This window comes from Variovorax sp. 01N425, assembly GCF_056399465.1.
On sequence record NZ_JBFTRJ010000001.1, the window covers coordinates 190692 to 215616 of the forward strand.

23 protein-coding genes are annotated in these 24925 nt (G+C 68.4%); 14 read left to right on the forward strand and 9 right to left on the reverse strand.

Annotated features, from left to right (window positions below; genetic code table 11):
• Positions 1–66 precede the first annotated feature (66 nt).
• The 6 genes from AC1DSC_RS00915 to AC1DSC_RS00940 all read left to right on the forward strand — a co-directional run bounded on the left by AC1DSC_RS00915 (position 67) and on the right by AC1DSC_RS00940 (position 8554).
• Positions 67–1053 (forward strand): malate dehydrogenase, encoded by a 987-nt coding sequence (locus AC1DSC_RS00915; protein WP_012746577.1) that lies wholly within the window; start codon positions 67–69, stop codon positions 1051–1053.
• Between the two features lie 15 nt (positions 1054–1068).
• Complete coding sequence (gene tam / locus AC1DSC_RS00920; protein WP_062362744.1) at positions 1069–1848, forward strand: trans-aconitate 2-methyltransferase; 780 nt, start codon at positions 1069–1071, stop codon at positions 1846–1848.
• Positions 1845–2843 carry an HpcH/HpaI aldolase/citrate lyase family protein gene (locus AC1DSC_RS00925; RefSeq protein ID WP_012746579.1) on the forward strand — a complete coding sequence of 333 codons (999 nt, stop codon included), beginning with the start codon at positions 1845–1847 and terminating at the stop codon, positions 2841–2843. The genes tam and AC1DSC_RS00925 overlap by 4 nt, the downstream gene beginning before the upstream one ends.
• Positions 2844–2876: 33 nt before the next feature.
• Positions 2877–3428: a hypothetical protein gene (locus tag AC1DSC_RS00930; RefSeq protein WP_012746580.1), complete on the forward strand. Its 552-nt coding sequence runs from the start codon at positions 2877–2879 to the stop codon at positions 3426–3428.
• A gap of 87 nt (positions 3429–3515) precedes the next feature.
• Positions 3516–6104: a bifunctional aconitate hydratase 2/2-methylisocitrate dehydratase gene (locus tag AC1DSC_RS00935; RefSeq protein WP_062362741.1), complete on the forward strand. Its 2589-nt coding sequence runs from the start codon at positions 3516–3518 to the stop codon at positions 6102–6104.
• 191 nt (positions 6105–6295) lie between these two features.
• Positions 6296–8554, forward strand: coding sequence for an acyl-CoA dehydrogenase (locus AC1DSC_RS00940; protein WP_062362738.1), 2259 nt, complete (start codon positions 6296–6298; stop codon positions 8552–8554).
• Here AC1DSC_RS00940 and AC1DSC_RS00945 read toward each other — a convergent pair.
• Positions 8460–9305 (reverse strand): helix-turn-helix domain-containing protein, encoded by an 846-nt coding sequence (locus AC1DSC_RS00945; protein WP_062362735.1) that lies wholly within the window; start codon positions 9303–9305, stop codon positions 8460–8462. The genes AC1DSC_RS00940 and AC1DSC_RS00945 overlap by 95 nt on opposite strands.
• A 132-nt stretch (positions 9306–9437) precedes the next feature.
• On the opposite strand from AC1DSC_RS00945, the gene AC1DSC_RS00950 reads away from it, so the two are divergent.
• From AC1DSC_RS00950 to AC1DSC_RS00980, 7 genes are all read left to right on the forward strand, one after another.
• Positions 9438–9851, forward strand: coding sequence for a hypothetical protein (locus AC1DSC_RS00950; RefSeq protein WP_018903270.1), 414 nt, complete (start codon positions 9438–9440; stop codon positions 9849–9851).
• 153 nt (positions 9852–10004) lie between these two features.
• Positions 10005–12872 carry an aconitate hydratase gene (gene acnA / locus AC1DSC_RS00955; RefSeq protein ID WP_062362732.1) on the forward strand — a complete coding sequence of 956 codons (2868 nt, stop codon included), beginning with the start codon at positions 10005–10007 and terminating at the stop codon, positions 12870–12872.
• Positions 12869–13321: a metallophosphoesterase family protein gene (locus tag AC1DSC_RS00960; RefSeq protein ID WP_062362729.1), complete on the forward strand. Its 453-nt coding sequence runs from the start codon at positions 12869–12871 to the stop codon at positions 13319–13321. Before acnA ends, AC1DSC_RS00960 begins: the two co-directional genes overlap by 4 nt.
• Before the next feature lie 145 nt (positions 13322–13466).
• The gene (locus AC1DSC_RS00965) at positions 13467–13775 is read left to right on the forward strand and encodes a FeoA family protein (protein WP_026283843.1); all 309 of its coding nucleotides are present in this window, start codon (positions 13467–13469) and stop codon (positions 13773–13775) included.
• On the forward strand, positions 13768–15663 hold the full coding sequence (gene feoB, locus AC1DSC_RS00970; RefSeq protein WP_062362726.1) for a ferrous iron transporter B: 1896 nt from the start codon (positions 13768–13770) through the stop codon (positions 15661–15663). The genes AC1DSC_RS00965 and feoB overlap by 8 nt, the downstream gene beginning before the upstream one ends.
• 63 nt (positions 15664–15726) lie before the next feature.
• The gene (locus tag AC1DSC_RS00975) at positions 15727–16017 is read left to right on the forward strand and encodes a DUF6587 family protein (RefSeq protein WP_018903275.1); all 291 of its coding nucleotides are present in this window, start codon (positions 15727–15729) and stop codon (positions 16015–16017) included.
• 5 nt (positions 16018–16022) lie between these two features.
• The gene (locus AC1DSC_RS00980; RefSeq protein ID WP_062362723.1) at positions 16023–17207 is read left to right on the forward strand and encodes an FAD-dependent monooxygenase; all 1185 of its coding nucleotides are present in this window, start codon (positions 16023–16025) and stop codon (positions 17205–17207) included.
• 21 nt (positions 17208–17228) lie between these two features.
• Here the strand turns inward: AC1DSC_RS00980 and AC1DSC_RS00985 are convergent, their stop codons facing one another.
• The 7 genes from AC1DSC_RS00985 to AC1DSC_RS01015 all read right to left on the reverse strand — a co-directional run bounded on the left by AC1DSC_RS00985 (position 17229) and on the right by AC1DSC_RS01015 (position 23901).
• Positions 17229–18479, reverse strand: coding sequence for a carbohydrate kinase family protein (locus tag AC1DSC_RS00985; RefSeq protein ID WP_062362720.1), 1251 nt, complete (start codon positions 18477–18479; stop codon positions 17229–17231).
• A 73-nt stretch (positions 18480–18552) separates the two neighbouring features.
• Positions 18553–19401, reverse strand: coding sequence for a tryptophan 2,3-dioxygenase (gene kynA, locus AC1DSC_RS00990; protein ID WP_062362718.1), 849 nt, complete (start codon positions 19399–19401; stop codon positions 18553–18555).
• Positions 19398–20684, reverse strand: a complete 1287-nt coding sequence (kynU, locus tag AC1DSC_RS00995) for a kynureninase (RefSeq protein WP_062362713.1) — start codon at positions 20682–20684, stop codon at positions 19398–19400. Before kynU ends, kynA begins: the two co-directional genes overlap by 4 nt.
• Positions 20685–20695: 11 nt before the next feature.
• Complete coding sequence (gene kynB, locus AC1DSC_RS01000) at positions 20696–21349, reverse strand: arylformamidase (protein WP_062362710.1); 654 nt, start codon at positions 21347–21349, stop codon at positions 20696–20698.
• Between the two features lie 78 nt (positions 21350–21427).
• Entirely contained in the window at positions 21428–21736 is a 309-nt protein-coding gene (locus tag AC1DSC_RS01005) for a YkgJ family cysteine cluster protein (protein WP_018903281.1), read from the reverse strand.
• A 24-nt stretch (positions 21737–21760) separates the two neighbouring features.
• Positions 21761–22696, reverse strand: coding sequence for an ornithine carbamoyltransferase (gene argF / locus AC1DSC_RS01010; RefSeq protein WP_012746596.1), 936 nt, complete (start codon positions 22694–22696; stop codon positions 21761–21763).
• Positions 22693–23901: an aspartate aminotransferase family protein gene (locus AC1DSC_RS01015; protein ID WP_062362707.1), complete on the reverse strand. Its 1209-nt coding sequence runs from the start codon at positions 23899–23901 to the stop codon at positions 22693–22695. Before AC1DSC_RS01015 ends, argF begins: the two co-directional genes overlap by 4 nt.
• 160 nt (positions 23902–24061) lie before the next feature.
• On the opposite strand from AC1DSC_RS01015, the gene AC1DSC_RS01020 reads away from it, so the two are divergent.
• On the forward strand, positions 24062–24391 hold the full coding sequence (locus AC1DSC_RS01020) for a DUF3579 domain-containing protein (RefSeq protein WP_018903283.1): 330 nt from the start codon (positions 24062–24064) through the stop codon (positions 24389–24391).
• A 138-nt stretch (positions 24392–24529) separates the two neighbouring features.
• Here AC1DSC_RS01020 and rpsT read toward each other — a convergent pair whose 3' ends face one another.
• On the reverse strand, positions 24530–24844 hold the full coding sequence (rpsT, locus tag AC1DSC_RS01025) for a 30S ribosomal protein S20 (protein WP_007831346.1): 315 nt from the start codon (positions 24842–24844) through the stop codon (positions 24530–24532).
• Positions 24845–24925 lie beyond the last annotated feature (81 nt).

Genomic DNA, 24925 nt, shown 5'->3' on the forward strand with positions numbered 1-24925 from the left:
CCCTGCAGGACCATCGGCGCCACGCGCGCCCGCCGATACCGTTTCACCATCTTCTGGAGTCTTCCCATGAGCAAAAAACCCGTCCGCGTTGCCGTCACCGGTGCCGCCGGCCAAATCGGTTACGCCCTGTTGTTCCGTATCGCGTCCGGCGAAATGCTCGGCAAGGACCAGCCGGTCATCCTGCAACTGCTCGAGATCCCCGACGAGAAGGCCCAGAAGGCGCTCAAGGGCGTGATGATGGAGCTCGACGACTGCGCCTTCCCGCTCTTGGCCGGTATGGAAGCCCATGGCGACCCGATGACCGCCTTCAAGGATGCCGACTACGCCCTCCTGGTGGGTTCGCGTCCGCGCGGCCCGGGCATGGAGCGTGCCGAGCTGCTGGCCGTCAACGGCGCCATCTTCACGGCGCAGGGCAAGGCGCTCAACGCCGTGGCCAGCCGCAACGTCAAGGTGCTGGTGGTCGGCAACCCCGCCAACACCAACGCCTACATCGCGATGAAGAGCGCACCCGACCTGCCGCGCAAGAACTTCACCGCCATGCTGCGCCTGGACCACAACCGCGCCGCCAGCCAGATCGCCGCCAAGACCGGCAAGGCCGTGGCCGACATCGAGAAGCTCGTCGTCTGGGGCAACCACTCGCCCACGATGTACGCCGACTACCGTTTTGCCACCATCAAGGGCGAAAGCGTCGCCAAGATGATCAACGACCAGGAATGGAACGCCAACACCTTCCTGCCGACCGTTGGCAAGCGCGGCGCCGCCATCATCGAGGCCCGCGGCCTGTCGTCGGCTGCCTCGGCCGCCAACGCCGCCATCGACCACATGCGCGACTGGGCCCTGGGCACCAACGGCAAGTGGGTCACCATGGGCATCCCGTCGGACGGCCAGTACGGCATTCCGAAGGACACGATGTTCGGCTTCCCGGTCACCTGCGAGAACGGCGAGTACAAGCTGGTCGAAGGCCTGGAAATCGACGCCTTCAGCCAGGAACGCATCAACAAGACGCTCGAAGAACTGCAAGGCGAACAGGCCGGCGTTGCGCACCTGATCTAAGCCAAGACCGCCGGCATGCTCGACTGGAACCCCGCGCTCTACCGTCGCTACGAGGACGAGCGCACCCGCCCCGCACAGGAACTCCTGGCGCGGGTGCCGTTGCCGGAGGCGGCCCGCGTGGTCGACCTCGGCTGCGGCCCGGGCAATTCCACCGAGCTGCTGGCCAACCGGTTCCCGACGGCGAAAGTCGTCGGAACCGACAACTCCGAAGCCATGCTGGCGAGCGCGCGCGAACGCCTGCCGCAGGCACGCTTCGAGTTGAGCGACATCGCGACCTGGGCGCCGCAAGACGAAGCGCCCGACCTCATTTACGCCAACGCAGCCCTGCAGTGGGTGCCCGATCACGAGCGGCTGATCCCGCGCCTGTTCGCTGCGCTGGCCCCCGGTGGCGTGCTCGCCATCCAGATGCCCGACAACCGCGAGGAGCCCACGCATCGCCTGATGCGCGCCGTGGCGGCCGAGGCGCCCTGGGCCGAGCCCATCGGCAATGCCGACCGGCTGCGCACCTTGCTGCTGCCGCTCGGCGGCTACTACGACCTGCTCGCGCCTGCCGCGGCCAGGGTCGATGTCTGGCACACCATCTACCAGCACCCCATGGCCGATGCCGCGGCCATCGTCGAGTGGGTGCGCGGCACGGGGCTCAAGCCCTTCGTCGACCGCCTGCCGGCCGACCTGCAGGCCAGCTACCTGGCCGAATACGAGCGCCGCGTGGACCAGGCCTATCCTGTGCGCACCGACGGCAAGCGGCTGCTCGCCTTCCCGCGCATGTTCATCGTGGCGCAGAAAAAAGCATGACCAAAGCCGCCCATCCCGCTGAAGTGCTGCTCGGCGCGCAGGCCGGGGCCGTGAGCCTGCCGGTGTGCGACCACTACAGCGGCGTCGAGGCGCGCATGAAGAAGAGCCTCGCGCTGCAAGCCGAGATGGCCGATGAATTCGGTGCCTGCGTGTTCGACGTGACGCTCGACTGCGAGGACGGCGCCCCCGTGGGCGGCGAGGCGGAGCATGCCGCGCTCGTGACCGAACTGGCATTGGCCGCCAAGCCCGGCATGCGCGTGGGCGTGCGTGTTCACCCGGTGGACCATCCCGCCTTTGCCGGCGACGTGATCACCATCGCCGGCCGCGCCGGCCATCGCCTCAGCCACCTGATGGTGCCCAAGGTGGAGTCCGTGGCCGACGTCGCGCAGGCGGTGGCGGCGCTCGAGGCGGCCGATGCCGATGCGCTGCCGCTGCATGTGCTGATCGAATCGCCGCTGGCCGTGCACAACGCGTTCGAGATCGCGGCGCATCCGCGCGTGCAATCGCTGAGCTTCGGCCTGATGGACTTCGTTTCCGCCCATGCGGGCGCGATTCCCGCCGATGGCATGGGCGCGGCCGGGCAGTTCACGCATCCGCTGGTGGTGCGCGCCAAGCTGGCCATCGCATCCGCCGCGCATGCCTACGGCAAGGTGCCTTCGCACTGCGTGGTCACCGAGTTCAACGACACCGGCGCGATGCGCCTGGCAGCCCGCAAGGCGGCCGCCGAATTCGGCTACACGCGCATGTGGAGCATCCATCCGAACCAGATCCGGCCCATCCTGGAGGCATTTGCGCCCGATGAGGCGCAGATTCAAATTGCCACAAAAATCATTACAAATGCGGCCCTCGCAAATTGGGCTCCGACGCAAATTGATGGCACATTGCACGACCGCGCGAGCTATCGCCATTTCTGGCAAGTGCTGACGCGTGCCCACGCAACAGGGCGCGCGCTGCCGCCAGAAGCCAAAACCTGGTTTGCACTCGCGGCCTCCTGAAACTTCCGAATCCAGCCTCAAGGAAACACACCCATGAAGAAAATTGCCCTGATCGCCGCTATGGCCCTGGCGCTTCCGTTCGCCGCCACGGCGCAGACCACCCCCGCCAAGCCGGCCGCCAAGTCCGAAGCCAAGAAGGCGCCCGCCAAGAAGCAGGTCACCCGCAAGGCCGCCAAGGCCGTCGAGGAAGTCACGCCCATCGCCGACGAAACCAACATCGTGCTGACCGAGGCCGACCTGGCCGTCGCCAAGCGCGTTTCGCTCGGCAAGGCCCAGTGCGAACTCGGCGCCGACGTGACCGTGGACGCCGACGAGAAGAAGCCCGGCTTCTTCAACGTGTCGACCAAGGGCGTGAAGTACCGCATGCACCCGGTCGAAAGCCGCACCGGTGCCATCCGCCTCGAAGACCCCCGTGCCGGTGCCATGTGGCTGCAGCTGGGCAACAAGTCGATGCTGATGAACCAGAAGGCGGGCCTGCGCATTGCCGACGAATGCCAGACCGCCGAGCAGGTCGCGTTTGCCGAAGAAATGAAGAAGAACCCGCCCAAGAGCCTGTTCGAAGGCGCCGACGCGGCCAAGAAGTAAGAGAGTCCCACACGGGGTGCGGTGCGGCGCGGCTCTTGCTTGCCGTACTGCACGCCCGTCAGCCAGCCAGTTTCCGGAGAAAAGAAGATGTTGCAAGCCTACGTTGACCATGTTGCCGAACGCGCCGCGCTCGGTATTCCGCCGCTGCCATTGAGCGCGAAGCAAACCGCCGAAGCCATCGAGCTCCTCAAGAGCGCGAATGCCAAGGACGGTGCCTTCCTGCTCGATCTGCTCACCCATCGCGTGCCCGCCGGCGTCGACGACGCGGCCAAGGTCAAGGCGAGCTACCTGGCGGCCGTGGCCCACGGCACCGAGAAGAACGCGTTCATCTCGCGTGCGCGTGCCACCGAACTGCTCGGCACCATGCTCGGCGGCTACAACATCAGCCCGATGATCGACCTGCTCGACGACGCCGAAGTCGGCGCCGTGGCGGCCGAGGGCCTGAAGAAGACCCTGCTGATGTTCGACCAGTTCCACGACGTCAAGGAAAAGGCCGACAAGGGCAACGCCCACGCCAAGGGCGTGCTGCAAAGCTGGGCCGATGCCGAATGGTTCACCAGCCGTCCCGAAGTGCCGCAAAGCATCACGGTCAGCATCTTCAAGGTGGCCGGTGAAATCAACACCGACGACCTCTCTCCCGCACCCGACGCCACCACACGTCCCGACATTCCGATGCACGCGCTGGCGATGCACAAGAACGCCCGCCCCGGCATCGTCCCTGAAGAAGACGGCAAGCGCGGCCCGGTGAAGTTCATCGAGGACCTGCGCGCGCGCGGCCACCTCGTGGCCTATGCCGGCGACGTGGTCGGCACGGGTTCGTCGCGCAAGAGCGCAACCAACTCGGTGCTGTGGTTCACCGGCGAAGACATTCCCTTCGTGCCCAACAAGCGCTTCGGCGGCGTCTGCCTCGGCGGCAAGATCGCGCCGATCTTCTACAACACCATGGAAGACTCGGGCGCGCTGCCCATCGAGCTCGACGTGAGCCAGATGAACATGGGCGACGTGGTCGAGCTGCGTCCCTACGAAGGCAAGGCCCTCAAGGACGGCAAGGTGATTGCCGAATTCAAGGTCAAGAGCGACGTGCTGTTCGACGAAGTGCGCGCCGGCGGCCGCATTCCGCTGATCATCGGCCGCGGCCTCACGGCCAAGGCGCGCGAAGCACTGGGCCTGCCCGTCTCCACGCTGTTCCGCCTGCCGACCAGCCCGGTCGACACCAAGAAGGGCTACTCGCTCGCACAGAAGATGGTCGGCCGCGCCTGCGGCCTGCCCGAAGGCACCGGCGTTCGCCCCGGCACCTACTGCGAACCCAAGATGACTTCGGTCGGCTCGCAGGACACCACCGGCCCGATGACGCGCGACGAGCTGAAAGACCTGGCCTGCCTGGGCTTCTCGGCCGACCTCGTGATGCAGTCGTTCTGCCACACGGCGGCCTACCCGAAGAAGGTCGACGTCAAGATGCACCATGAACTGCCCGATTTCATGGCCAACCGCGGCGGCGTCTCGCTGCGCCCGGGCGACGGCGTGATCCATTCCTGGCTCAACCGCCTGCTCACGCCCGACACCGTCGGCACCGGCGGCGACAGCCACACCCGCTTCCCGATCGGCATCAGCTTTCCCGCGGGCTCAGGCCTCGTGGCGTTCGCGGCCGCCACCGGCGTGATGCCGCTGGACATGCCCGAGTCGGTGCTCGTGCGCTTCAAGGGCAAGATGCAGCCCGGCGTCACGCTGCGCGACCTGGTCAACGCGATTCCGCTGTATGCCATCAAGAGCGGCCTGCTCACGGTCGAGAAGAAAGGCAAGAAGAACATCTTCTCGGGCCGCATCCTCGAGATCGAGGGCCTGCCGGACCTGAAGGTGGAGCAAGCCTTCGAGCTGAGCGACGCCTCGGCCGAGCGCTCGGCCGCCGGCTGCACGGTGCACCTGAACAAGGAACCGATCATCGAGTACATCAACAGCAACATCACGCTGATGAAGTGGATGATCGCCGAAGGCTATGCCGACGCCCGCACGCTGGCGCGCCGCATCGCCGCGCAGGAAGCCTGGCTGGCGGACCCGCAACTGCTCAAGGGCGATGCCGACGCCGACTACGCCGCCGTCATCGAGATCGACCTGGCCGACATCCACGAGCCGATCGTGGCCTGCCCGAACGACCCCGACGACGTGAAGACGCTGAGCGACGTGGCCGGCGCCCAGATCGACGAAGTGTTCATCGGCTCGTGCATGACCAACATCGGCCACTTCCGTGCGGCTTCCAAGCTGCTCGAAGGCAAGCGCGACATCCCGGTCAAGCTGTGGATCGCGCCGCCCACCAAGATGGATGCGCACCAGCTCACCGAGGAAGGCCACTACGGCGTGTTCGGCAATGCCGGTGCGCGCACCGAGATGCCGGGCTGCTCGCTGTGCATGGGCAACCAGGCGCAGGTGCGCGAAGGCGCCACGGTGATGTCGACCAGCACCCGCAACTTCCCGAACCGCCTGGGCAAGAACACCAACGTGTACCTGGGTTCGGCCGAGCTGGCCGCGATCTGCTCGCGCCTGGGCCGCATCCCGACGCGCGAGGAGTACATGGCCGCCACGGGCGTGCTCGACGCATCGAGCGCGCAGATCTACCAGTACCTGAACTTCGACAAGATCGACGACTACAAGACCGAGGCCGGCGCCGCAGTCGCGGCCTGATCCTCGGGCGCTTCGCGCAATGGATGGGAGCCCCGCTTCGGCGGGGCTTTCTTGCGTCTGGGGTGGCACTTTTATCCGGCTGCCCGGCAATCTCCGACACGCAGGGGCGCCCTTGGCCGGCCGGGAAAGCCGGCCTCTCTGACAAGATGGCCTTTCTCCGCCGCTTGCCGCGGAGAACAAGGAGACACGCCATGCCTCTGGCCTCTCTGATCGGCCGATGGGCCATGCAGCCGTTTTCCAAGGCGCTGCCGCCGCTCGGCGACACCGAGCGCGCCGCGCTCGAGGCCGGCACCGTCGGCTTCGAAGGCCTGCTTTTTGCGGGGCGTCCCGACTTCGACCTGCTTTCGGCCATGGGCCCCAACCGGCTCAGCGAGCGCGAGCAATCCTTCATCGACCGCGAGGTGTGCGAGCTGTGCCGCATGCTCGACGACCACGCCATCGACCAGGCGCGCGACCTGCCGCCCGAGGTGTGGCGCTACCTGCGCAACAAGCGCTTCTTCGGCATGATCATTCCCGAGGAGTTCGGCGGCCTTGGCTTTGGCCACTACGCGCACGCCACGGTGGTGGCGCGCATCGCCACCGTCAACATCGCCGCCGCCGTGACGGTGATGGTGCCCAACTCGCTCGGGCCCGCGGAGCTGCTGCTGCGCTATGGCACCGACGCGCAGAAGGTGCGCTACCTGCCGCGCCTGGCCGATGGCCGCGAGCTTCCATGCTTCGGGCTGACCTCGCCCTACGCGGGCTCCGACGCGGCGGCCATTCCGGACCGCGGCGTCATGGTCGAGCGCGAATTCGGCGGCCGGCGCACGCGCGGCTTCCTGGTCGACTTCGACAAGCGCTACATCACGCTCGCGCCCGTCGCCACCGTCGTGGGGCTGGCCTTCCATGCGGTGGACGAGAGCAGGCCCGAGGGCGAGCGCGAACTCGGCATCACCTGCGCGCTGATTCCGGTGCCGCACGAAGGCATGGAGATCGGCCGGCGCCACCGCCCGATGGACAGCGCCTTCATGAACGGCCCGATCCATGGCCGCCAGGTGTTCGTGCCGGTGGACTGGGTGATCGGCGGCGAAAAGCAGGTGGGCCAGGGCTGGCGCATGCTGATGGAGTGCCTGGCCGCGGGCCGCGCCATCTCGCTGCCCGCGCTCGGCTCGGCCATGCAGCAGACGGCGCTCTACGTGAGCAACGGCTATGGGCAGATCCGCGAGCAGTTCGGCCTGCCGATCGGCAAGTTCCATGCGGTTGCGGGCCTGATCGCGCAGATGTCGGCCGAGCTCTATGCGAGCGATGCGGCGCGGCGCTTCACCGCGGCCGCGCTGGACAAGGGCGAGCGGCCGAGCGTGGCCAGCGCGATCCTCAAGGTGCAGCTCACCGAGGCCGGGCGGCGCGCCGTGAACCACGGCATGGACATCCTGGGCGGCAAGGGCATCATCGCCGGGCCGTCGAACCTGCTGGGCGTGTCGTACCGGCAGGCGCCGATCGCGATCACCGTGGAGGGCGCCAACATCCTGACGCGCGCGCTCATCGTGTTCGGCCAGGGCGCGATCCGCTGCCATCCGCATGTGCTGGCCGAAATGGCGGCCGTGCAGGCGCGCGACGAGAAGGCGCTGGGCCGGGCGCTCGTCGCGCACGGCAGGCACGTGGCTGCCAATCTGTGGCACAGCCTGTTCGGCGCGCCGGTAGTGGGCGAACCGCCCGAGGCGCTGGCGCGCGAGGCGCGGCTGATCGCGCGCATGAGCGCCAAGTACGCGCTCACCGCCGACCTGGCCATGGGCCTGCTCGGGGGCAGGCTCAAGCGCATGGAGCTGCTGTCGGCGCGGCTGGGCGACGTGCTCGCGCACCTGTACCTGGCCAGCGCGAGCGTATGGCGCTACCGGGTCGATGCGGCGCCCGAATTGCTGCCCTTTGCCCAGGCCGCGATCCGGCTGCAGCTGGACGAGGCGGGGAAGATCCTGCGCGACCTGTATGCCAACCTGCCGACTGCCGGGCGGCGCGTGATCGGCGCGCTGGTGCTGCGCCGCACCGCGCACCTGGCGCCGCTGCGCGACGTGCAGCTGATGGCGCTGGCCGAACTGCTGCGCACCGATCCGCGCATCGTCCAGCGGCTGGCGCCGGACCTCAGCGAGCCCGCGGCCGGCGGCCTGCGCGACCTGATGCATGCGATGGAACTGGGCGAGCAGCTCGGCGGCGACACCGCGGCCATGCTCGACAAGGCGCTGCGGCGCACCCGCTCGTTCGAGGAAGCCGCAGGCTCGGCGCCCGATCCGGGACTGGCGCTGGCCTACCTCAAGGCCGCCGACAAGGTGATCCAGGTCGACGACTTCGAAGGCCCCGCGCAGCAGCAGGCGCGCGCGGCGCTCAACCGGCCGGCTGCGCCGCCAGCGCAGCCAGCGCCGCGGCCGTCTGCGCATCGGCCGGAAAGAAGGACTCCACCGCCAGTTCCTGCAAAGTGACGTCCACCGGCGTGCCGAAGATGGTGGTGGTGCTGATGAAGCTCAGCACGCCGTTCGGCGTGGCCAGCTGAAAGGGCACCACGACGCCCGAAAGCTCCGTGTCGGCCGCGGGCGTGTCGTGGCTCACCTGGGGCGTGGGATAGGCTTCGAGCTCGTCGTGCAGGGCCTGCAGCACGGTGTCGCCGGTGGCGGCAATCTGCTGCTGCAACCGTTCGAGCAGATGGGCGCGCCACTGCGCGAGATTGGCGATGCGCGAAGCCAGGCCCTCGGGATGCAGGCTCAGGCGAAGCACGTTGATGGGCGCCTTCACCAGCTCGGGTGCGGCGCCCGCCATCAGCATCGGCACCAGCGCGTTGTGCGCCACCAGGTTCCAGTGCCGGTCGACGGCCAGGGCGGGGAACGGCTCATGGCCCTTGAGCACCAGGTCCACCGCGCGCCGGGCCGAGGCCATGGCCGGGTCGTCGAGCGAGCGCTGACGGTACATCGGCGCGAAGCCCGCGGCCACCAGCAGCGCATTGCGCTCGCGCAGCGGCACGTCGAGCCGCTCGGCCAGGCGCAGCACCATCTCGCGGCTGGGCGCGGCGCGGCCCGTCTCCACATAGCTCAGGTGTCGGGTCGAGACCTCGGCTTCCTGGGCCAGGTCGAGCTGGCTGAGCCGCCGGCGGGTGCGCCAGTGCCGCAGGTGGGCGCCGAACGGATCGCGCGCGCCGGGCTGGCCGGCAGCGGTGGAGTGGGTGCGGGTGGTGTTCATGGCCCGCATTCTGGCGCGGTGCCGATGCCGCGCCATGACCTCCCAGGTCATCGACGCGATGCAGGCCGAACGGAATCATTGGCTCCAACGCGGCAGGACTGGCTTGCGGCGTACCACCCGAAGGAGATCCGCATGTCCGTCTTTGCATCCCCCCGCTTCCTGCCCAACGTGATGTGGGCCGACGCCGCCTCCTGCGCCGCGACCGGTGCGCTGCAGGTCGTATTCACCGGCGCGCTTGCCAGGCTGACCGGCCTGCCGGCGCCGCTGCTCATGGGAACCGGTGTCTTCCTGCTGGCCTATGCCGCCGCCGCGGCCTTGATGGCCAGCCGCCGCACGCCGCCGCGCACGCTGATCGGCCTTGTGGTGGCGGGCAACTTCGGCTGGGCCGTGGCCTGCATCGCGCTGCTGGTGAGCGGCGCGTTCGCGGTGACCGCGCTGGGCACGGCCTGGGTGCTGGCGCAGGCGCTGTGCGTGGTGGTGCTGGCCGAGCTGCAATGGACCGGCCTGCGCCGCACCCGAGGCGGCGCGGACATGGCGCTGGCCTGAGTGCGCGGGATGCCGGCAACGCCCCTTCACCCGGCATTTTTCGCGATGAGGAACGCCGCAGGCCAGAGGACCGGGTTGGAATACAGACTACAGCAGCTGACATCGTTCCCCGCTATCCTTGAAGAGCTTCCACGAACAATCAGGAGTTCCTCAATGGCCAAAGCACCGGCGCACCCCTTTGCGTCCACCCTCAAGACCTTCAAGACCGCATCGGGCAAGTCCGGCAAGTACTGGTCGCTGAAGGAGCTGGCCAGGCAATATCCCAGCGTCGAGCGGCTGCCGGTGTCGATCCGCATCGTGCTCGAGTCGGTGCTGCGCAACTGCGACGGCAAGAAGGTCTCGGCCAAGCATGTCGAGGAGCTGGCCCGCTGGGCGCCCAATGCGGACCGCATCGACGAGATCCCGTTCGTCGTCACCCGCGTGGTGCTGCAGGACTTCACCGGCGTGCCGCTGCTGGCCGACCTGGCCGCCATGCGCAGCGTGGCCGCCAAGCTCGGCAAGTCGCCCAAGACCATCGAGCCGCTGGTGCCGGTCGACCTGGTGGTCGACCACTCGGTGATGGTCGACTACTACGGCACGCCCAAGGCGCTCGACCTCAACATGAAGCTCGAGTTCCAGCGCAACAACGAGCGCTACCAGTTCATGAAGTGGGGCATGCAGGCCTTCGATACCTTCGGCGTGGTGCCGCCGGGCTTCGGCATCGTGCACCAGGTCAACCTCGAGTACTTTGCGCGCGGCGTCTACAAGAGCTCGAACGACAACGCCGAGGTGCCGGTGTACTACCCCGACTCGCTGGTGGGCACCGACAGCCACACCACCATGATCAACGGCGTGGGCGTGGTCGGATGGGGCGTGGGCGGCATCGAGGCCGAGGCCGCCATGCTGGGCCAGCCTGTGTACATGCTGACGCCCGACGTGGTGGGCTTCGAGCTCACCGGCAAGCTGCGCGAAGGCGTCACGGCCACCGACCTCGTGCTGTACGTCACCGCCATCCTGCGGGCCGAGAAGGTGGTGGGCAAGTTCGTCGAATTCTTCGGCCCGGGCGCCGCGTCCATCGCGGTGCCCGACCGCGCCACCATCGGCAACATGGCGCCCGAGTACGGCGCCACCATGGGCTTCTTCCCGGTCGACGAAATGACCGTGGCCTACTTCGAGGGCACCGGCCGCACCAGGGAGGAGGTCGAGCGCTTCGAGGCCTACTACAAGGCGCAGGGCCTGTTCGGCATGCCGGCGCCCGGCGACATCGACTACACCAAGATCGTCAAGCTCGACCTGGGCACCGTGTCGCCGAGCCTGGCGGGTCCGAAGCGGCCGCAGGACCGCATCGACCTGGGCCACCTGTCGACCAAGTTCGCCGAGCTCTTCAGCAAGCCCAACGACGCCAACGGCTTCAACCAGCCGGCCGAGCGGCTCAAGCTGCGCTATCCGCTCGCCGTGAACGGCCAGGGCGGCGACGAGGAGGCCGCGCCGCCGCCGCCGGGCGCGCCGCGCGACATGGTCGAGATGGTGGACAACCGCTCGACCAAGGCAGCGGCCCATGTGAGCGCCACGGCGCCTCCGGCGCCCAAGGGCGGCGTGAGCATCGGCAACGGCGACGTGCTGATCGCGGCCATCACCTCGTGCACCAACACTTCCAACCCGAGCGTGATGCTCGCGGCCGGCCTCTTGGCCAAGAAGGCGGTGGAGGCGGGCCTCACGGTCAAGCCGCACGTCAAGACCTCGCTTGCGCCCGGTTCGCGCATCGTCACCGAATACCTCGAGAAGGCGGGCCTCCTGCCGTACCTCGAGAAGCTGGGCTTCTACCTGGCGGGCTACGGCTGCACCACCTGCATCGGCAACGCGGGCGACCTCACGCCCGAGATCAACGACGCCATCGTCAAGAACGACCTGGTCGGCGCAGCCGTGCTCTCGGGCAACCGCAACTTCGAGGCGCGCATCCATCCGAACCTGAAGGCCAACTTCCTGGCCTCGCCGCCGCTGGTGGTGGCCTTCGCGATCGCGGGCAACGTGATGGTCGACCTGATGACCGAGCCCGTGGGCAAGGGCAAGAACGGCAAGGACGTGTACCTGGGCGACATCTGGCCGAGCCCGAAGGAAATCGACCAGAACCTGCGCCATGCGATGAACGCCAAGTCGTTCCGCGCGAACTACGACAAGGTCAAGACCGACCCGGGCAAGTTCTGGAGCAGCATCAAGGGCACGACGGGCCAGGTCTACGACTGGCCTTCCTCCACCTACATTGCCGAGCCGCCGTTCTTCGAGGGCTTCAAGATGGAGCCGCACGCCTCGGACGCGGGCTTCAAGGGGGCGCGGATCATGGCGCTGTTCGGCGACTCGATCACCACCGACCACATCTCGCCGGCCGGCTCCATCAAGGAAAGCTCGCCCGCGGGCATCTGGCTCAAGGCGCACGGCGTGGCCAAGGCCGACTTCAACAGCTACGGCTCGCGGCGCGGCAACCACGACGTGATGATGCGAGGCACCTTCGCCAACGTGCGCATCAAGAACCTGATGATTCCGCCCGACGTCAACGGCACGCAGGAAGAGGGCGGCGTCACGCTGTTCCAGCCGGGCAACCAGAAGATGTTCATCTATGACGCCGCCATGAAGTACATGGAGCAGGGCGTGCCGACGGTGGTCTTCGGCGGCGAGGAATACGGCACCGGCTCCTCGCGCGACTGGGCCGCCAAGGGCACGCAGCTCTTGGGCATCAAGGCCGTGGTGGCGCGCAGCTTCGAGCGCATCCACCGCGCCAACCTCGTCGGCATGGGCGTGCTGCCGCTGCAGTTCCGCGGCGCCGATTCATGGCAGACGCTGGGCCTCACGGGCGACGAGCAGATCGACGTGGTGATCGGCGGCGAGCTCAAGCCGCAGATGGACGTGAAGCTCGTGGTGCACCGCGCCGACGGCAGCCACCAGGAGGTGACGGTGCGCCTGCGCATCGACACGCCGATCGAGGTCGACTACTACAAGCACGGCGGCATCCTGCCCTTCGTGCTCAGGCAGCTGCTCGCGGCTTGACCCGCGTCGGCCTCATCTCCGACACCCACGGCCTGCTGCGCCCGGAGGCCGTGGCGGCGCTGCAGGGCAGCGACTTCATCGTGCATGGCGGGGACATCGGCGATGCGGGCATCCTCGAGGCGCTTGCCGCCATCGCGCCGCTGACGGTGGTGCGGGGCAACAACGACCGCGAGCCGTGGGCCGGCCGCATTCCGGAAACGGCCTTGCTGCAGGTGGGCGGCGTGATCGTGCATGCGGTGCACGACCTGTCGCAGCTCGCCGCCGCCCCCGCCGGCGTCCGCGTGGTGGTCTCCGGCCACTCCCACAAGCCGAAGATCGAGGAGCGCGCCGGCGTGCTCTACGTCAATCCGGGCAGCGCCGGGCCGCGTCGATTCAAATTGCCAATTGCGGTGGCCGAGCTCATTGTCGATGGCGATGCCGTGTCGGCGCGCATCCTCGAACTGGGCTGAATGCGCCCCGGGGCGGCCGCAAACCCCAAAAAAAGAACCCGGCCCGCGAGGTCAAAGGGCCTTGGTCAGGTTTCTGCGATTGAGAATTGATAGCATCTAGCTTTTGCTCCATTGGCGCGCCTGGAATCCGGCGCACTTTCTTACCGTGCAAACCAACCATTTCGGGGCCGCGCCGGCATCTTCCGGCCTGCGGCTCGACCAGCTTCCCGACAACCAGTGGGCCACCGTGCTCGACGTGGCGCGGCCCGAGGGCGCGGACGACCGCGAGCTCGTGCTGCGCCTGACCGAGATCGGCTTCGTGCCGGGCGAGGCCGTGCGCATCGTCGCCCGCGGCCTGCCGGGGCGCGAGCCGCTGGCGGTGCGGCTGGGCCACACCACCTTCGCATTGCGGCGCCATGAGGCCGCATTGATCCACGTGGCGCCGGGCCTGGCGGAGGGCGCAAGCCATGGTTGAGGCCGTCATCCAGGGACCGGGGCGCCTTGCGGCCACGGCGCAGCCCGCGCGCATCGCGCTGTTGGGCAATCCGAACTGCGGCAAGACGGCGCTGTTCAACCTGCTCACCGGCAGCCGCCAGAAGGTGGCCAACTATGCCGGCGTGACGGTCGAGCGCAAGGAAGGGTCGCTGCGCACCGCGTCGGGCCGGCGCGTGTTCGTGCTCGACCTGCCGGGCGCCTACAGCCTCAACGCGCTCAGCGTGGACGAGGCCGTGACGCGCGACGTGGTTACCGGCAAGAGCAGCGAGCCCCTGCCCGACCTGCTGGTGTGCGTGACCGACGCCACCAACCTGCGGCTCAACCTGCGGCTCGTGCTCGAGGCCAAGCGCCTGGGTCTGCCGATGGTGGTGGCGCTCAACATGACCGACATGGCCAGGAAGCAGGGCATTGCGGTCGACACGGCCGTGCTGTCGCGCGAACTGGGCGTGCCGGTCATCGAGACCGTGGGCGTGCAGTCGGGCGGCGCGCAGGGCCTGCTCGAAGCCCTCGATGCGCCGGTGGCCGCCGCGGCGCCGCTGCCCTGGCAGCCGCCGGGGCTGGACGACGTGCTGGCCACGCAGCGCGAAGTGCGCCGCATCCTCGGCCTGGCCGTGCATGAGCCGGTCGGCAGCCTGGCCGCCAGCGACCGCATCGACCGCGTGGTGATGCACCCGGTGTGGGGCCTGCTGGTGCTCGCGGTCACGATGTTCCTGATGTTCCAGGCCGTGTTCAGCTGGGCCAACGTGCCCATGGACGCCATCAAGGCCGGCACCGAAGGCCTGGGCAACCTGCTGAAGGCCCACATGCCCGAAGGCATGCTGCAGAGCCTGCTGGTGGACGGCGTGATTGCCGGCGTGGGCGGCGTGATCGTGTTCCTGCCGCAGATCCTGATCCTGTTCCTTTTCATCCTGGCGCTGGAAGACTCGGGCTACCTGCCGCGCGCGGCCTTCCTGCTGGACCGCGTGATGGGCACCGTGGGCCTGTCGGGCCGCTCCTTCATTCCGCTGCTGTCGAGCTTTGCCTGCGCCATTCCCGGCGTGATGGCCACGCGCACCATCAGCAACTGGCGCGACCGCATCACCACCATCATGATCGCGCCGCTCATGACCTGTTCGGCGCGCCTGCCGGTCTATGCGCTGCTGATCGCGGCCTTCATTCCGGCGCGCACCGTGGGCGGCGTCTTCAACCTGCAGGGCGTGGTGCTGTTCGCGCTGTATGTCTTCGGCATCGTGTCGGCCATGGCGGTGGCCTGGGTGATGAAGCGCTTCCGCGACAGCAAGCAGCACTCGCCGCTGATGATGGAGCTGCCGGCCTACCGCTGGCCCAACCTGCGCAACCTGGCGCTCGGGCTCTACGAGCGGGCGTGGATCTTCATCCAGCGCGTGGGCACGATCATTCTCACGCTCACGATCCTGCTGTGGTTCCTGTCGACCTTTCCGTCGCCGCCCGAAGGCGCCACGGGCCCGGCCATCCAGTACAGCCTGGCGGGCATGATCGGCCGCGGCCTGGAGCACATCTTTGCGCCCATCGGCTTCAACTGGCAGATCTCCATCGCGCTGGTGCCGGGCATGGCGGCGCGCGAAGTGGCGGTGGGCGCGCTCGGCACGGTGTATGCGCTCTCGGCCAGCGGCGACGACGTGGCCGGCCAGCTCGAGCCGCTGATCGCAGGCAGCTGGTCGCTCGCAACGGCGCTGTCGCTGCTGGTCTGGTATGTGTTTGCGCCGCAGTGCATTTCCACGCTCGCGGCGGTCAAGCGCGAAACCGGATCATGGAAGTACGTCTGGATCATGGCCGGCTACCTGTTCGCACTGGCCTACCTGGCGTGCTTCATCACCTACCACGTGGCGCTGGCGCTGGGCGCGGGATGACCTGCCGCAAGGCTTGAGCGATGTTTCTGGGTTAGTCTCGAACGCGCGTTGGAGTAAACGGACATGACACAGCAATTGATCGTCGGATTGATCGTCGCGGCCGCCGCGTTCTATGCGGTCTGGCGCTGGATGCCCGCGGGCTGGCGGCGCAGTGCCGCGCACAAGCTCGCGGCCGGCACGCACCGCGCCGGACTGGTCGACCAGCAGCGCGCCGATCAGCTGGCGGCCTCGCTTGCCAAGAGCTCGGGCTGCGGCTCCTGCGACAGCTGCGGCAGCTGCGGACCCAAGACGCCCGCCAACCCACCCGAATCCGACAAAGCCGGCCAGGGCCCGCTGTCCACGCACAGCCGCTGAGGCCGATGCCCACGCACATCCTCGTCGTCGGGGGCGGCATCGGGGGGCTTTCTGCTGCGCTGGCACTGTCCCGCGGCGGCCACCGCGCCGATGTCTTCGAGCAGGCGCCCGCGTTCGCCGAGATCGGCGCCGGCATCCAGATGGGGCCCAACGTCACGCGGCGCCTCGCGCTGCTGGGCCTGGCCCAAGGCCTGGAGGCCATCGCCGCGCGGCCCGATGCCCTCGTGGTGCAGAGCGCGGGCAGCGGCGCCGAACTGGCCCGCCTGCCGCTGGGCGATGCGATGCGCGAGCGCTACGGCGCTCCTTATCTCTGCGTGCACCGCGCCGATCTGCATGCGCTGCTGCTCGAAGCGGTGCGCGCCCGCGGCAGGGGCACCCTGGTGACCGACGCGCGCATTGCGCAGGTCGAGACCAGCGACGATCTCGTGTGCATCTCGAGCAGCGGCGCGCGGGCCTGGGAAGGCGAGGCGCTGATTGGCGCCGACGGGCTCTGGAGCTTGGCGCGGCAACGCCTCGACGTGCCGTCCGCAGCCGAGCCGCCGCGCGCCACCGGCCACACGGCCTGGCGCGCGATGGCCGAGCAGGCCGCGCTGCCGCAGGTCCTGCGCCGCGGCCGGATCGACGTGTGGCTTGGCCCGCAGCTGCATGCGGTGGCGTACCCGGTGCGCGGTGGCGCCTGGCTCAACGTGGTGGTGATCGCGGAGTCGGCGCCGGCCGGCGATGCGCGCGACTGGGACCAGGCCAGCAGCCTCGCCGCACTGCAAAAGGCCACGGGCCGGAGTGGGCGCGCCTTGCAGGCCTTGCTCGAAGCCATGCCCGGCTGGCGCGCCTGGACGCTCAGCGACCGGCCGCCGCTGGCCTCTGCGGCCGAGATGGCCCACGAGCGCGTGGCGCTGGTGGGCGATGCCGCGCATCCGATGGTCCCCTACCTGGCGCAGGGCGCCGGCATGGCCATCGAGGATTCGGTGGCGCTGGCCGAGGCGCTGGGCCAAGGCAGTGCGGCCGACGTGCCGGCCGCCTTCGCGCGCTATGCCGAGGCGCGCTGGCAGCGCAACGCGCTCGTGCAGGCCAAGGCCCGGCGCAACGGCCAGATCTTCCATGCAGCCGGTGCGGTGCGCATCGGCCGCGACCTGGCAATGCGCGCGCTGGGCGCACGGCTGCTGGACCAGCCCTGGCTGTACGGCGGCTGAGTGCAGCCGCGCCGCGCACCCTCAGAGCCTGAAGGTCTGCAGGTGCTCGATGCGTTCGGCCAGGCCCTCGGCACCCAGGTAGTGGCCATGCGTGCCTTCCCGGACCTCGAGCAGCGTGGCTTCGAGTTCGGCCAGCGTCGCATCGCGTTCGACCACGAAGGCGGGCGGCACGTCGATGCCGGCCTCTGCACATGCATCGGCGACCAGGTGCGCGCTGGCGGGCGCACCACAGGCCGCGCATTTGACGATGGCCGCCACGCTGGGCTCCGCCCCGTTGGCAAGCAGCGCGCCCGTGAGCTCGGGCGAGATCTGGCCGTCGACATGGCCCAGCGCATCGCGCGCCACCGGCGCGCCCGCGCGCACCAGCGCCATGGCCGCGGCGAAGGCGCCCTGGCCAATGGCCACGTCGGTGGCCAGCGCGCTGCCCTGCTGCGGGCCGTCGAAGCTCACGCCGGCGGCCGCGAGTTGGGCCACCAGATCCGCGTCGTCGGTGCCGATGGCGTGGTGCAGCGCGGCACGCGCAATGGCCGGCAGCCGGCGCAGCGTGCCGTCCGCCAGCGGCGTGCGCCAGTCGACCACGGCGCGGCAATAGAAGGCCACCAGCTTGTCCATCAGGTCGAGGTCCAGCCCATGGTCCTGGTGCCGGTCGTCGAGGTACTGCAACAGGTCCTGGCCCGAGAAATAGTCGCCCGTGGGCGCCAGCGGATCCTCGTCCAGGTGCAGGGCCGCGAAGGCGCCGCGCAGGTCGGGCGCGATGGCGCTCACGCTGTCTTCGTGCAGCGCATGCGTCCAGGCGGGCGGCAGCCCGTGCTTCCATGCGACGATGCGGCCGTGCTCGGGGCCGGGCTCGACCACCGCATAGACGCGGTCGAGGTATTCGAAGCCGCCGAAGGGCAGGTGCGTGAGCTTGCCGCTCCAGGCGCGGCCTTCTTCCTTGGCGGCTTCTTCGGCCAGCTCTTGCTCATGTTCGATCCAGCCCTGCAGGTCGCGGTAGCCGTCGCTGCCGTCCCAGAACAGTTCCGACCAGCTGATGGATTCCACATTGCCGCTCATCGGCAGCGACAGGTCGTAGTCGAGCCGGCCGCCCGCCGTCTGCCGCCACAGCGCAGCCAGCGCCTCGGGAAGCGGGCCGGCGCACAGCGCCTCGATGGCGGCGATCCGCTGCGCCGGCATGGGCGGCTGGGCCTCGAAGATCACGCGGTCTGCGAACAGGACCACGCCATGCTCGCGCAAGGTCGCAAGCTCTTCGAGCGAGAACTGGACATCGTTCATGGCAGTGCCTCCGTTGTTGTTGCCAACGAATGTAGCGCTTCGGGCGGATGGGGCAAGCGGGGCAAGCGATAGCTTACAGATCGGTGCGCAGCTTCCAGATTTCGGGGAACAGCACCACGTCGAGCATCTTGCGCAGGTAGCTCACGCCGCCGGTTCCGCCCGTGCCGCGCTTGAAGCCGATCACGCGCTCCACTGTGGTCACGTGGCGAAAGCGCCAGAGGCGGAAGGCGTCTTCGAGGTCGGTGAGCTTTTCGCCGAGCTGGTACAGGTCCCAATGGTCGTGCGGGTTGCGGTACACCGTGAGCCAGGCTGCTTCCACGCCGTCGCTGGCCTGGTAGGGCTGGGTCCAGTCGCGCTCCAGGTGATCGGCGGGCACCGGCAGGCCATGCCGTGCGAGCAGCTTCAGCGACTCGTCGTAGAGCGACGGCGAGCGGTAGGCCGCATCCACCTGAGCGAGCAGGTCGGGCCGGTGCGCATGCGGCTTGAGCATGGCGGCGTTCTTGTTGCCGAGCGCGAACTCGATGCAGCGGTACTGCGCGCTCTGGAAGCCGCTGGAGTTGGCGAGGTAGGGCCGCATTGCCGTGTACTCGGGCGGCGTCATGGTCGAGAGCACGGTCCATGCGCTCACCAACTGTTCCATGATGCGGCTCACGCGCGCGAGCATCTTGAAGGCGTCGGCCAGCTTCTCCCCTGCGATGCAGGTGGTGGCGGCGCGCAGTTCGTGCAGCATCAGCTTCATCCAGAGCTCGCTGGTCTGGTGCTGCACGATGAACAGCATCTCGTCGTGCGCGGGCGACAGCGGATGCTGCGCGTTGAGGATCTCGTCCAGGTGCAGGTAGTCGCCATAGCTCATCGACGCGCTGAAATCCAGCTGCGCCATTTCCTCGTGGACGATCTTCTCGGGGTTCTGGTCGGTGCTCATGTCACTGCGTTCTTGCGGTTGAATTCGGCGCGCCGCCACTCGCCCGTCTCGAGCACCTGCACCAGGTGCTCGACCGAGTTCCACACGTCCTCGAAGCCGAGGTACAGCGGCGTGAAGCCGAAGCGGAGGATGTCGGGCATCTGCGAATCGCCGGCGCGGTAGTCGCCGATCACGCCGCGCGCGATCAGCGCCTGCACGATGGCGTAGGCGCCTTCGTCGCGGCTCAGGCACACCTGCGAGCCGCGGCGCGCATGCTCGCGCGGCGTGACGAGCGAGAGGCCTTGTCCGGCGCAGCGTTCTTCGACCAGCTGGATGAAGAGATCGGTGAGCGCGAGCGACTTGGCGCGCAGCGCGGCCATGGCGCCATTCGCGCCGTTGAAGGATTCGGCCGCGAGCACGGTGTCCAGGCCGCACTCCAGCCCCGCCAGCGCGATGACCGGCTGCGTGCCGCAGAGATAGCGGCCCACGCCCGGCGCGGGGCGATAGTGCGGCGTGAACTCGAAGGGCGCGGCATGGCCCCACCAGCCCGACAGCGGCTGCTCGAACTTGCCCGCGTGCCGCGTGTGCACCCAGGCGAAGGCCGGCGCGCCGGGGCCGCCGTTCAGGTACTTGTAGCCGCAGCCGATCGCGTAGTCGGCATTGCTTTCATTGAGCGCCACGGGCACGGCGCCCGCGCTGTGCGCCAGGTCCCACACCGTGAGCGCGCCGGCGGCATGCGCGGCGGCGGTGACGGCCTTCATGTCGTGCATGGCGCCGGTGCGGTAGTTCACGTGCGTGAGCATCAGCACGGCCACTTCATCGGTCAGCACCGAATCCGGGCCTTGCAGCTCGCCCGCCTCGATCAGCTTGAGCGTGAAGCCGCGCTCGCGGCACAGCGACTCGGCAATGTAGAGGTCGGTCGGGAAGTTGCTGCGCTCGCTGACCACCAGCTTGCGCCCCCTGTCCTTCTGCTGCGAGAGCGCCGCGAACAGCACCTTGTAGAGATTGACCGAGGTGCTGTCGGTGCACACCACTTCGCCGGGCGCGGCGCCGATCAGCCGTGCCACCTTGTCGCCCAGGCGCTGTGGCAGGTCGAACCAGCTCGCGGTGTTCCACGAGCGGATCAGGCCTTCGCCCCATTCCTTGGCCACCACCTCGGCGATGCGTGCGGGCGCGGCCTTTGGCAGCACGCCGAGCGAGTTGCCGTCGAGGTAGAGCACGCCCTCGGGAATGATGAATTGGTCGCGCAGGGCGCGCAGCGGGTCTTGCGCGTCGAGCGCGCGGCAGTCTTCGAGGGTTGTCATGGTGGAGGTTTTCAGCGGGGAAATTCGCGCAGCACGGCGCGAACCGGGGAGGCATCGGCGCTGACCAGCTTGAGCGGCAGCGCGATGAGTTCGTAGTCGCCTTCAGGCACGTCGTCGAGCACGAGGTTCTCGAGCACGCGCAGGTCGAGGCGGCGGATGCGTTGGTGGCTTTCCAGCGTCTTGCTGTCGGCCGGGTCGATGCTCGCGGTGTCGATGCCGATGAGCTTCACGCCCATGGCCGCGAGCCGCTCGACGGTGGCGGGCGCATAGGCCGCGAGCTGCGGGTCCCAATGCTCGACGGGCATCGCGGCATAGGTGCGCACGAGCACGCGCTGCGGCATCTGGCTCGTGACGGCGTGCGCGATGTGCTCCCACTCGATCAGCGGCCCCTTGGCAATGGCGTGGATCACCCGGCACGGGCCGAGGAAGGGCGCAAGGTCGACGAGGCCGATGGCCCGGCCTTCGGCGTCGTAGTGCAGCGGCGCGTCGGCATGCGCGCCGACATGCGGTGAAAGCTTGATCTCGCTGACGTTGACCGGGCAGTCGGGCGAAATGGTCGCGGCCCAGCGCTGCTGGTAGGGCGTGTCGCCGGGGAACACCGGCGCGCCTTCATGCACGGGCGGCGAGATGTCCCAGAGGCGGAGTTGGGGTTGCAGGGAACGCATGGCGCAAAGTTAGCGCCGGGCGGGGGGTCGTGGTGTCGGTTATTTCCAACACACGGCGTGACGAGATGATCGACCGGCTCAGGAAGGCAGCCCCGGCAGCCCATGGCGCGCGCGGGCCCGCTCGCAGGCGCCGCTGCCGGCCTGCAGCTCATGGCAGGGGTTGGGGCGCCATTCGTAGATGCCGCAGGCCACGGCCTGGCCGATCTTGCCGGTGAGCGCGGCGCAGCGCGGCGGCGTGTGGTCGGTGCCGCGCATGCGGCAGAGGGCGCCGTTCACATCGACCGCAAGGCCGGAGGGCACCCTGCCGCCGTTGTCGTCGAGTTCATGGATGCTGAAGTCGACGCGGTAGCTGGCGCAGCAGGCGCCACATTGCTGGCAATGGGACACGCGGCTGCGCCTTCGGTCAGGAGCTCAGAGCCGCCCCAGCAGCAGAAACTCCATCAGCGCCTTCTGCGCATGGAGCCGGTTCTCGGCCTCGTCCCACACCACCGACTGCGGACCGTCGATGACCTCGGCCTGCACCTCCTCGCCGCGGTGAGCCGGCAGGCAGTGCATGAAGAGCGAGTCGGGCTGGGCGATGCGCATCATGTCCTCGTCGACGCACCAGTCGGCAAAGGCCTTGCGGCGCGCCTCGTTCTCGGACTCGTAGCCCATGCTGGTCCAGACGTCGGTGGTCACCAGGTCGGCGCCGCGGCAGGCTTCCATCGGGTCCTTGAAGACCTGGTAGCTGTCGGCCGAGCGCAGGCCCGCCACCGACTGGTCGACCTCGTAGCCGCTGGGCGTGCTCACGTGCACCTTGAAGCCGAGGATCTCGCTGGCCTGCAGCCAGGTGTTGGCCATGTTGTTGCCGTCGCCGACCCAGGCCACCGTCTTGCCCTGGATGGAGCCGCGGTGCTCGATGTAGGTGAAGATGTCCGCGAGGATCTGGCAGGGGTGGAATTCGTTGGTCAGGCCGTTGATGACAGGTACGCGCGAGTGCGCGGCGAAGGTGTCGATCTTGGTCTGCTCGTAGGTGCGGATCATCACCAGGTCGACCATGCGGCTGATGACCTTGGCGCTGTCCTCGATGGGCTCGGCGCGGCCGAGCTGGCTGTCGCCGGTGGTCAGGTGCACCACGCTGCCGCCGAGCTGGTACATGCCCGCCTCGAAGCTCACGCGGGTGCGCGTGCTGGCCTTCTCGAAGATCATGGCCAGCGTGCGGTCGGTCAGGGGCTGGTGCTTCTCGTAGGTCTTGAACTTCTTCTTGATGATCGCCATGCGATCGAAAAGATAGGCGTATTCGTCGGCCGTGAAGTCCGAGAACTGCAGGTAGTGGCGGATGGCGTTGGGCGTGGTGGCGGTCGTCATTGCGCTGCGGGCTCCGACAGGAATGTTTTGACGATGGGCGCGAGGATCGCGACGATCTCGTCGGCCTCGGCAATGCTCAGGATGAGCGGCGGCACCAGGCGGATCACCTTGTCGGCCGTCACGCTCAGCAGCAGGCCGGCGTCGCAGGCGCGGTTCAGGATGACGCCGCAGGGCCGGTCGAGCTCGATGCCCAGCATCAGGCCCTGGCCGCGGATTTCCCTCACGCCGGCCAGGCCGCCGATCTCGCGTTCGAGCGCGGCCTTCAGGTGCTCGCCCACGGTGGCGGCGTTCTCGAGCAGCTTGTGCTCTTCCATGATGCGGATGGTCTCGATGCCGGCGCGCATCGCAAGCGGATTGCCGCCGAAGGTGGTGCCATGGTTGCCGGGGCCGAAGATGTGGGCGGCCTTGGGGCCGGCCACCACGGCGCCGATCGGCACGCCCGAGCCCAGGCCCTTGGCCAGCGGCATCACGTCGGGCTTGATGCCGGCCCACTGGTGCGCGAACCACTTGCCGGTGCGGCCCATGCCGCATTGCACTTCGTCGATCATCATGAGCCAGTCGCGCTGGTCGCACAGGGCGCGCACCTGCTTGAGGTATTCCCAGCGCATCGGGTTGATGCCGCCTTCGCCCTGGATGGTCTCGAAGAACACGGCGACCACGTTGGGGTTGCCTTCGGTGGCTTTCTTCAGGGCCTCGATGTCGTTCAGCGGCACGCGGATGAAGCCCTCGACCAGCGGGCCGAAGCCGGCCTGCACCTTCGGGTTGCCGGTGGCCGACAGCGTGGCGATGCTGCGGCCGTGGAAAGCGGCTTCGTACACCACGATCTCGGGCCGCTCGATGCCCTTGTCATGGCCGAACTTGCGCGCGAGCTTCAGGGCCGCCTCGTTGGCTTCCAGGCCGGTGCAGCAGAAGAAGGCGTTGGTCAGGCCCGACAGCTCGGTCAGCTTGGCGGCCAGCTGTTCCTGGCCGGGCACGTGGTAGTAGTTGGAGCTGTGGATCAGCTTGCTGATCTGGTCCTGCAGCGCGGGCACCAGCTCGGGGTGGTTGTGGCCCAGCGTATTCACGGCAATGCCGCCGAGGCCGTCGAGGTAGGCCTTGCCCGCGGTGTCCCAGACTCGGCAGCCCTGGCCGTGCGACAGCGCGATCGGCAGGCGACCGTAGGTGTTCATGACGTGGGGCGAGGTGGGCTGGGCGGTAGCGCTCATTCGGTTCTCCAGATAGGGAACCGCGGATTCTAGGCGTGCGCTTTGACGGCTTCGTTGAGGATTCCGCATTACAGCAATGCCCGCTTCCCGGGAGGCGAAAGGCGCCCGGATAGAATCGCTTGTTGCACCGCAGCACCTGCTGCGGGCGCCTCATTCAACGATGATTTCCCCCACTGCCAAAGAAATCTTCATCCAGGGCATCACCCACGATGGCCGGACTTTCCGCCCCAGCGACTGGGCCGAGCGGCTGGCCGGCGTGATGTGCTCCTTCCGCCCCGGCGGCGCCTATCCGGGCAGCCACCTGAGCTATTCGCCCTGGTGCATTCCGACCACCATCAACGGGGTCAAGTGCGTGGTGGTGAACCGCGCACTGCGCGACGCCGAGCCCATGGCCTGGGACTTCTGCGTGAACTTCGCGCGCGACAACGACCTGCAGGTGGCCGAGGCCTGCCTGGTGCCCGACGTGCCGGACGCGCCGCCCAAGGCCTGAGCGGGCGGCTTCCTCCGGCAGGAAGGAAGCGATCGGACATGAAAAAACCGCCCGAAGGCGGTTTTTTACACTTTGCTGCAGCGCACCCCGATCAAACGGCGGACCGGAGGATTCCGGTCCGGGCTTGCCTGACAGGTGTCAGGCGGCGGCCTTTTCAGGCGCGAGGGCGAGGGCCTTGACCTTCGCCGACAGGCGGCTCTTGTCGCGAGCAGCCTTGTTCTTGTGGAAGATGCCCTTGTCGGCGACGGTGTCGACGATGCTCTGGGCCTTCGCGAAGAGTTCGCTTGCCTTGGTCTTGTCGCCGGCCAGGACGGCCTTTTCGACATTCTTCACGGCGGTGCGGTATTTGGAGCGCAGCGAGGTGTTCGCAGCGTTGAGCTTGGTGTCCTGGCGGACGCGCTTACGGCCGGAGGCGAGGCGCGGGTTCTTTTTCTTGGGCTTGGCGGATGCCATGGTTTGGTTCCTTAGGTGTCTGAGGATGATGCAGCAAAGCCCTCCATTATAGGCCGGGTTGCCTTTTTCGCCGAATCGGGG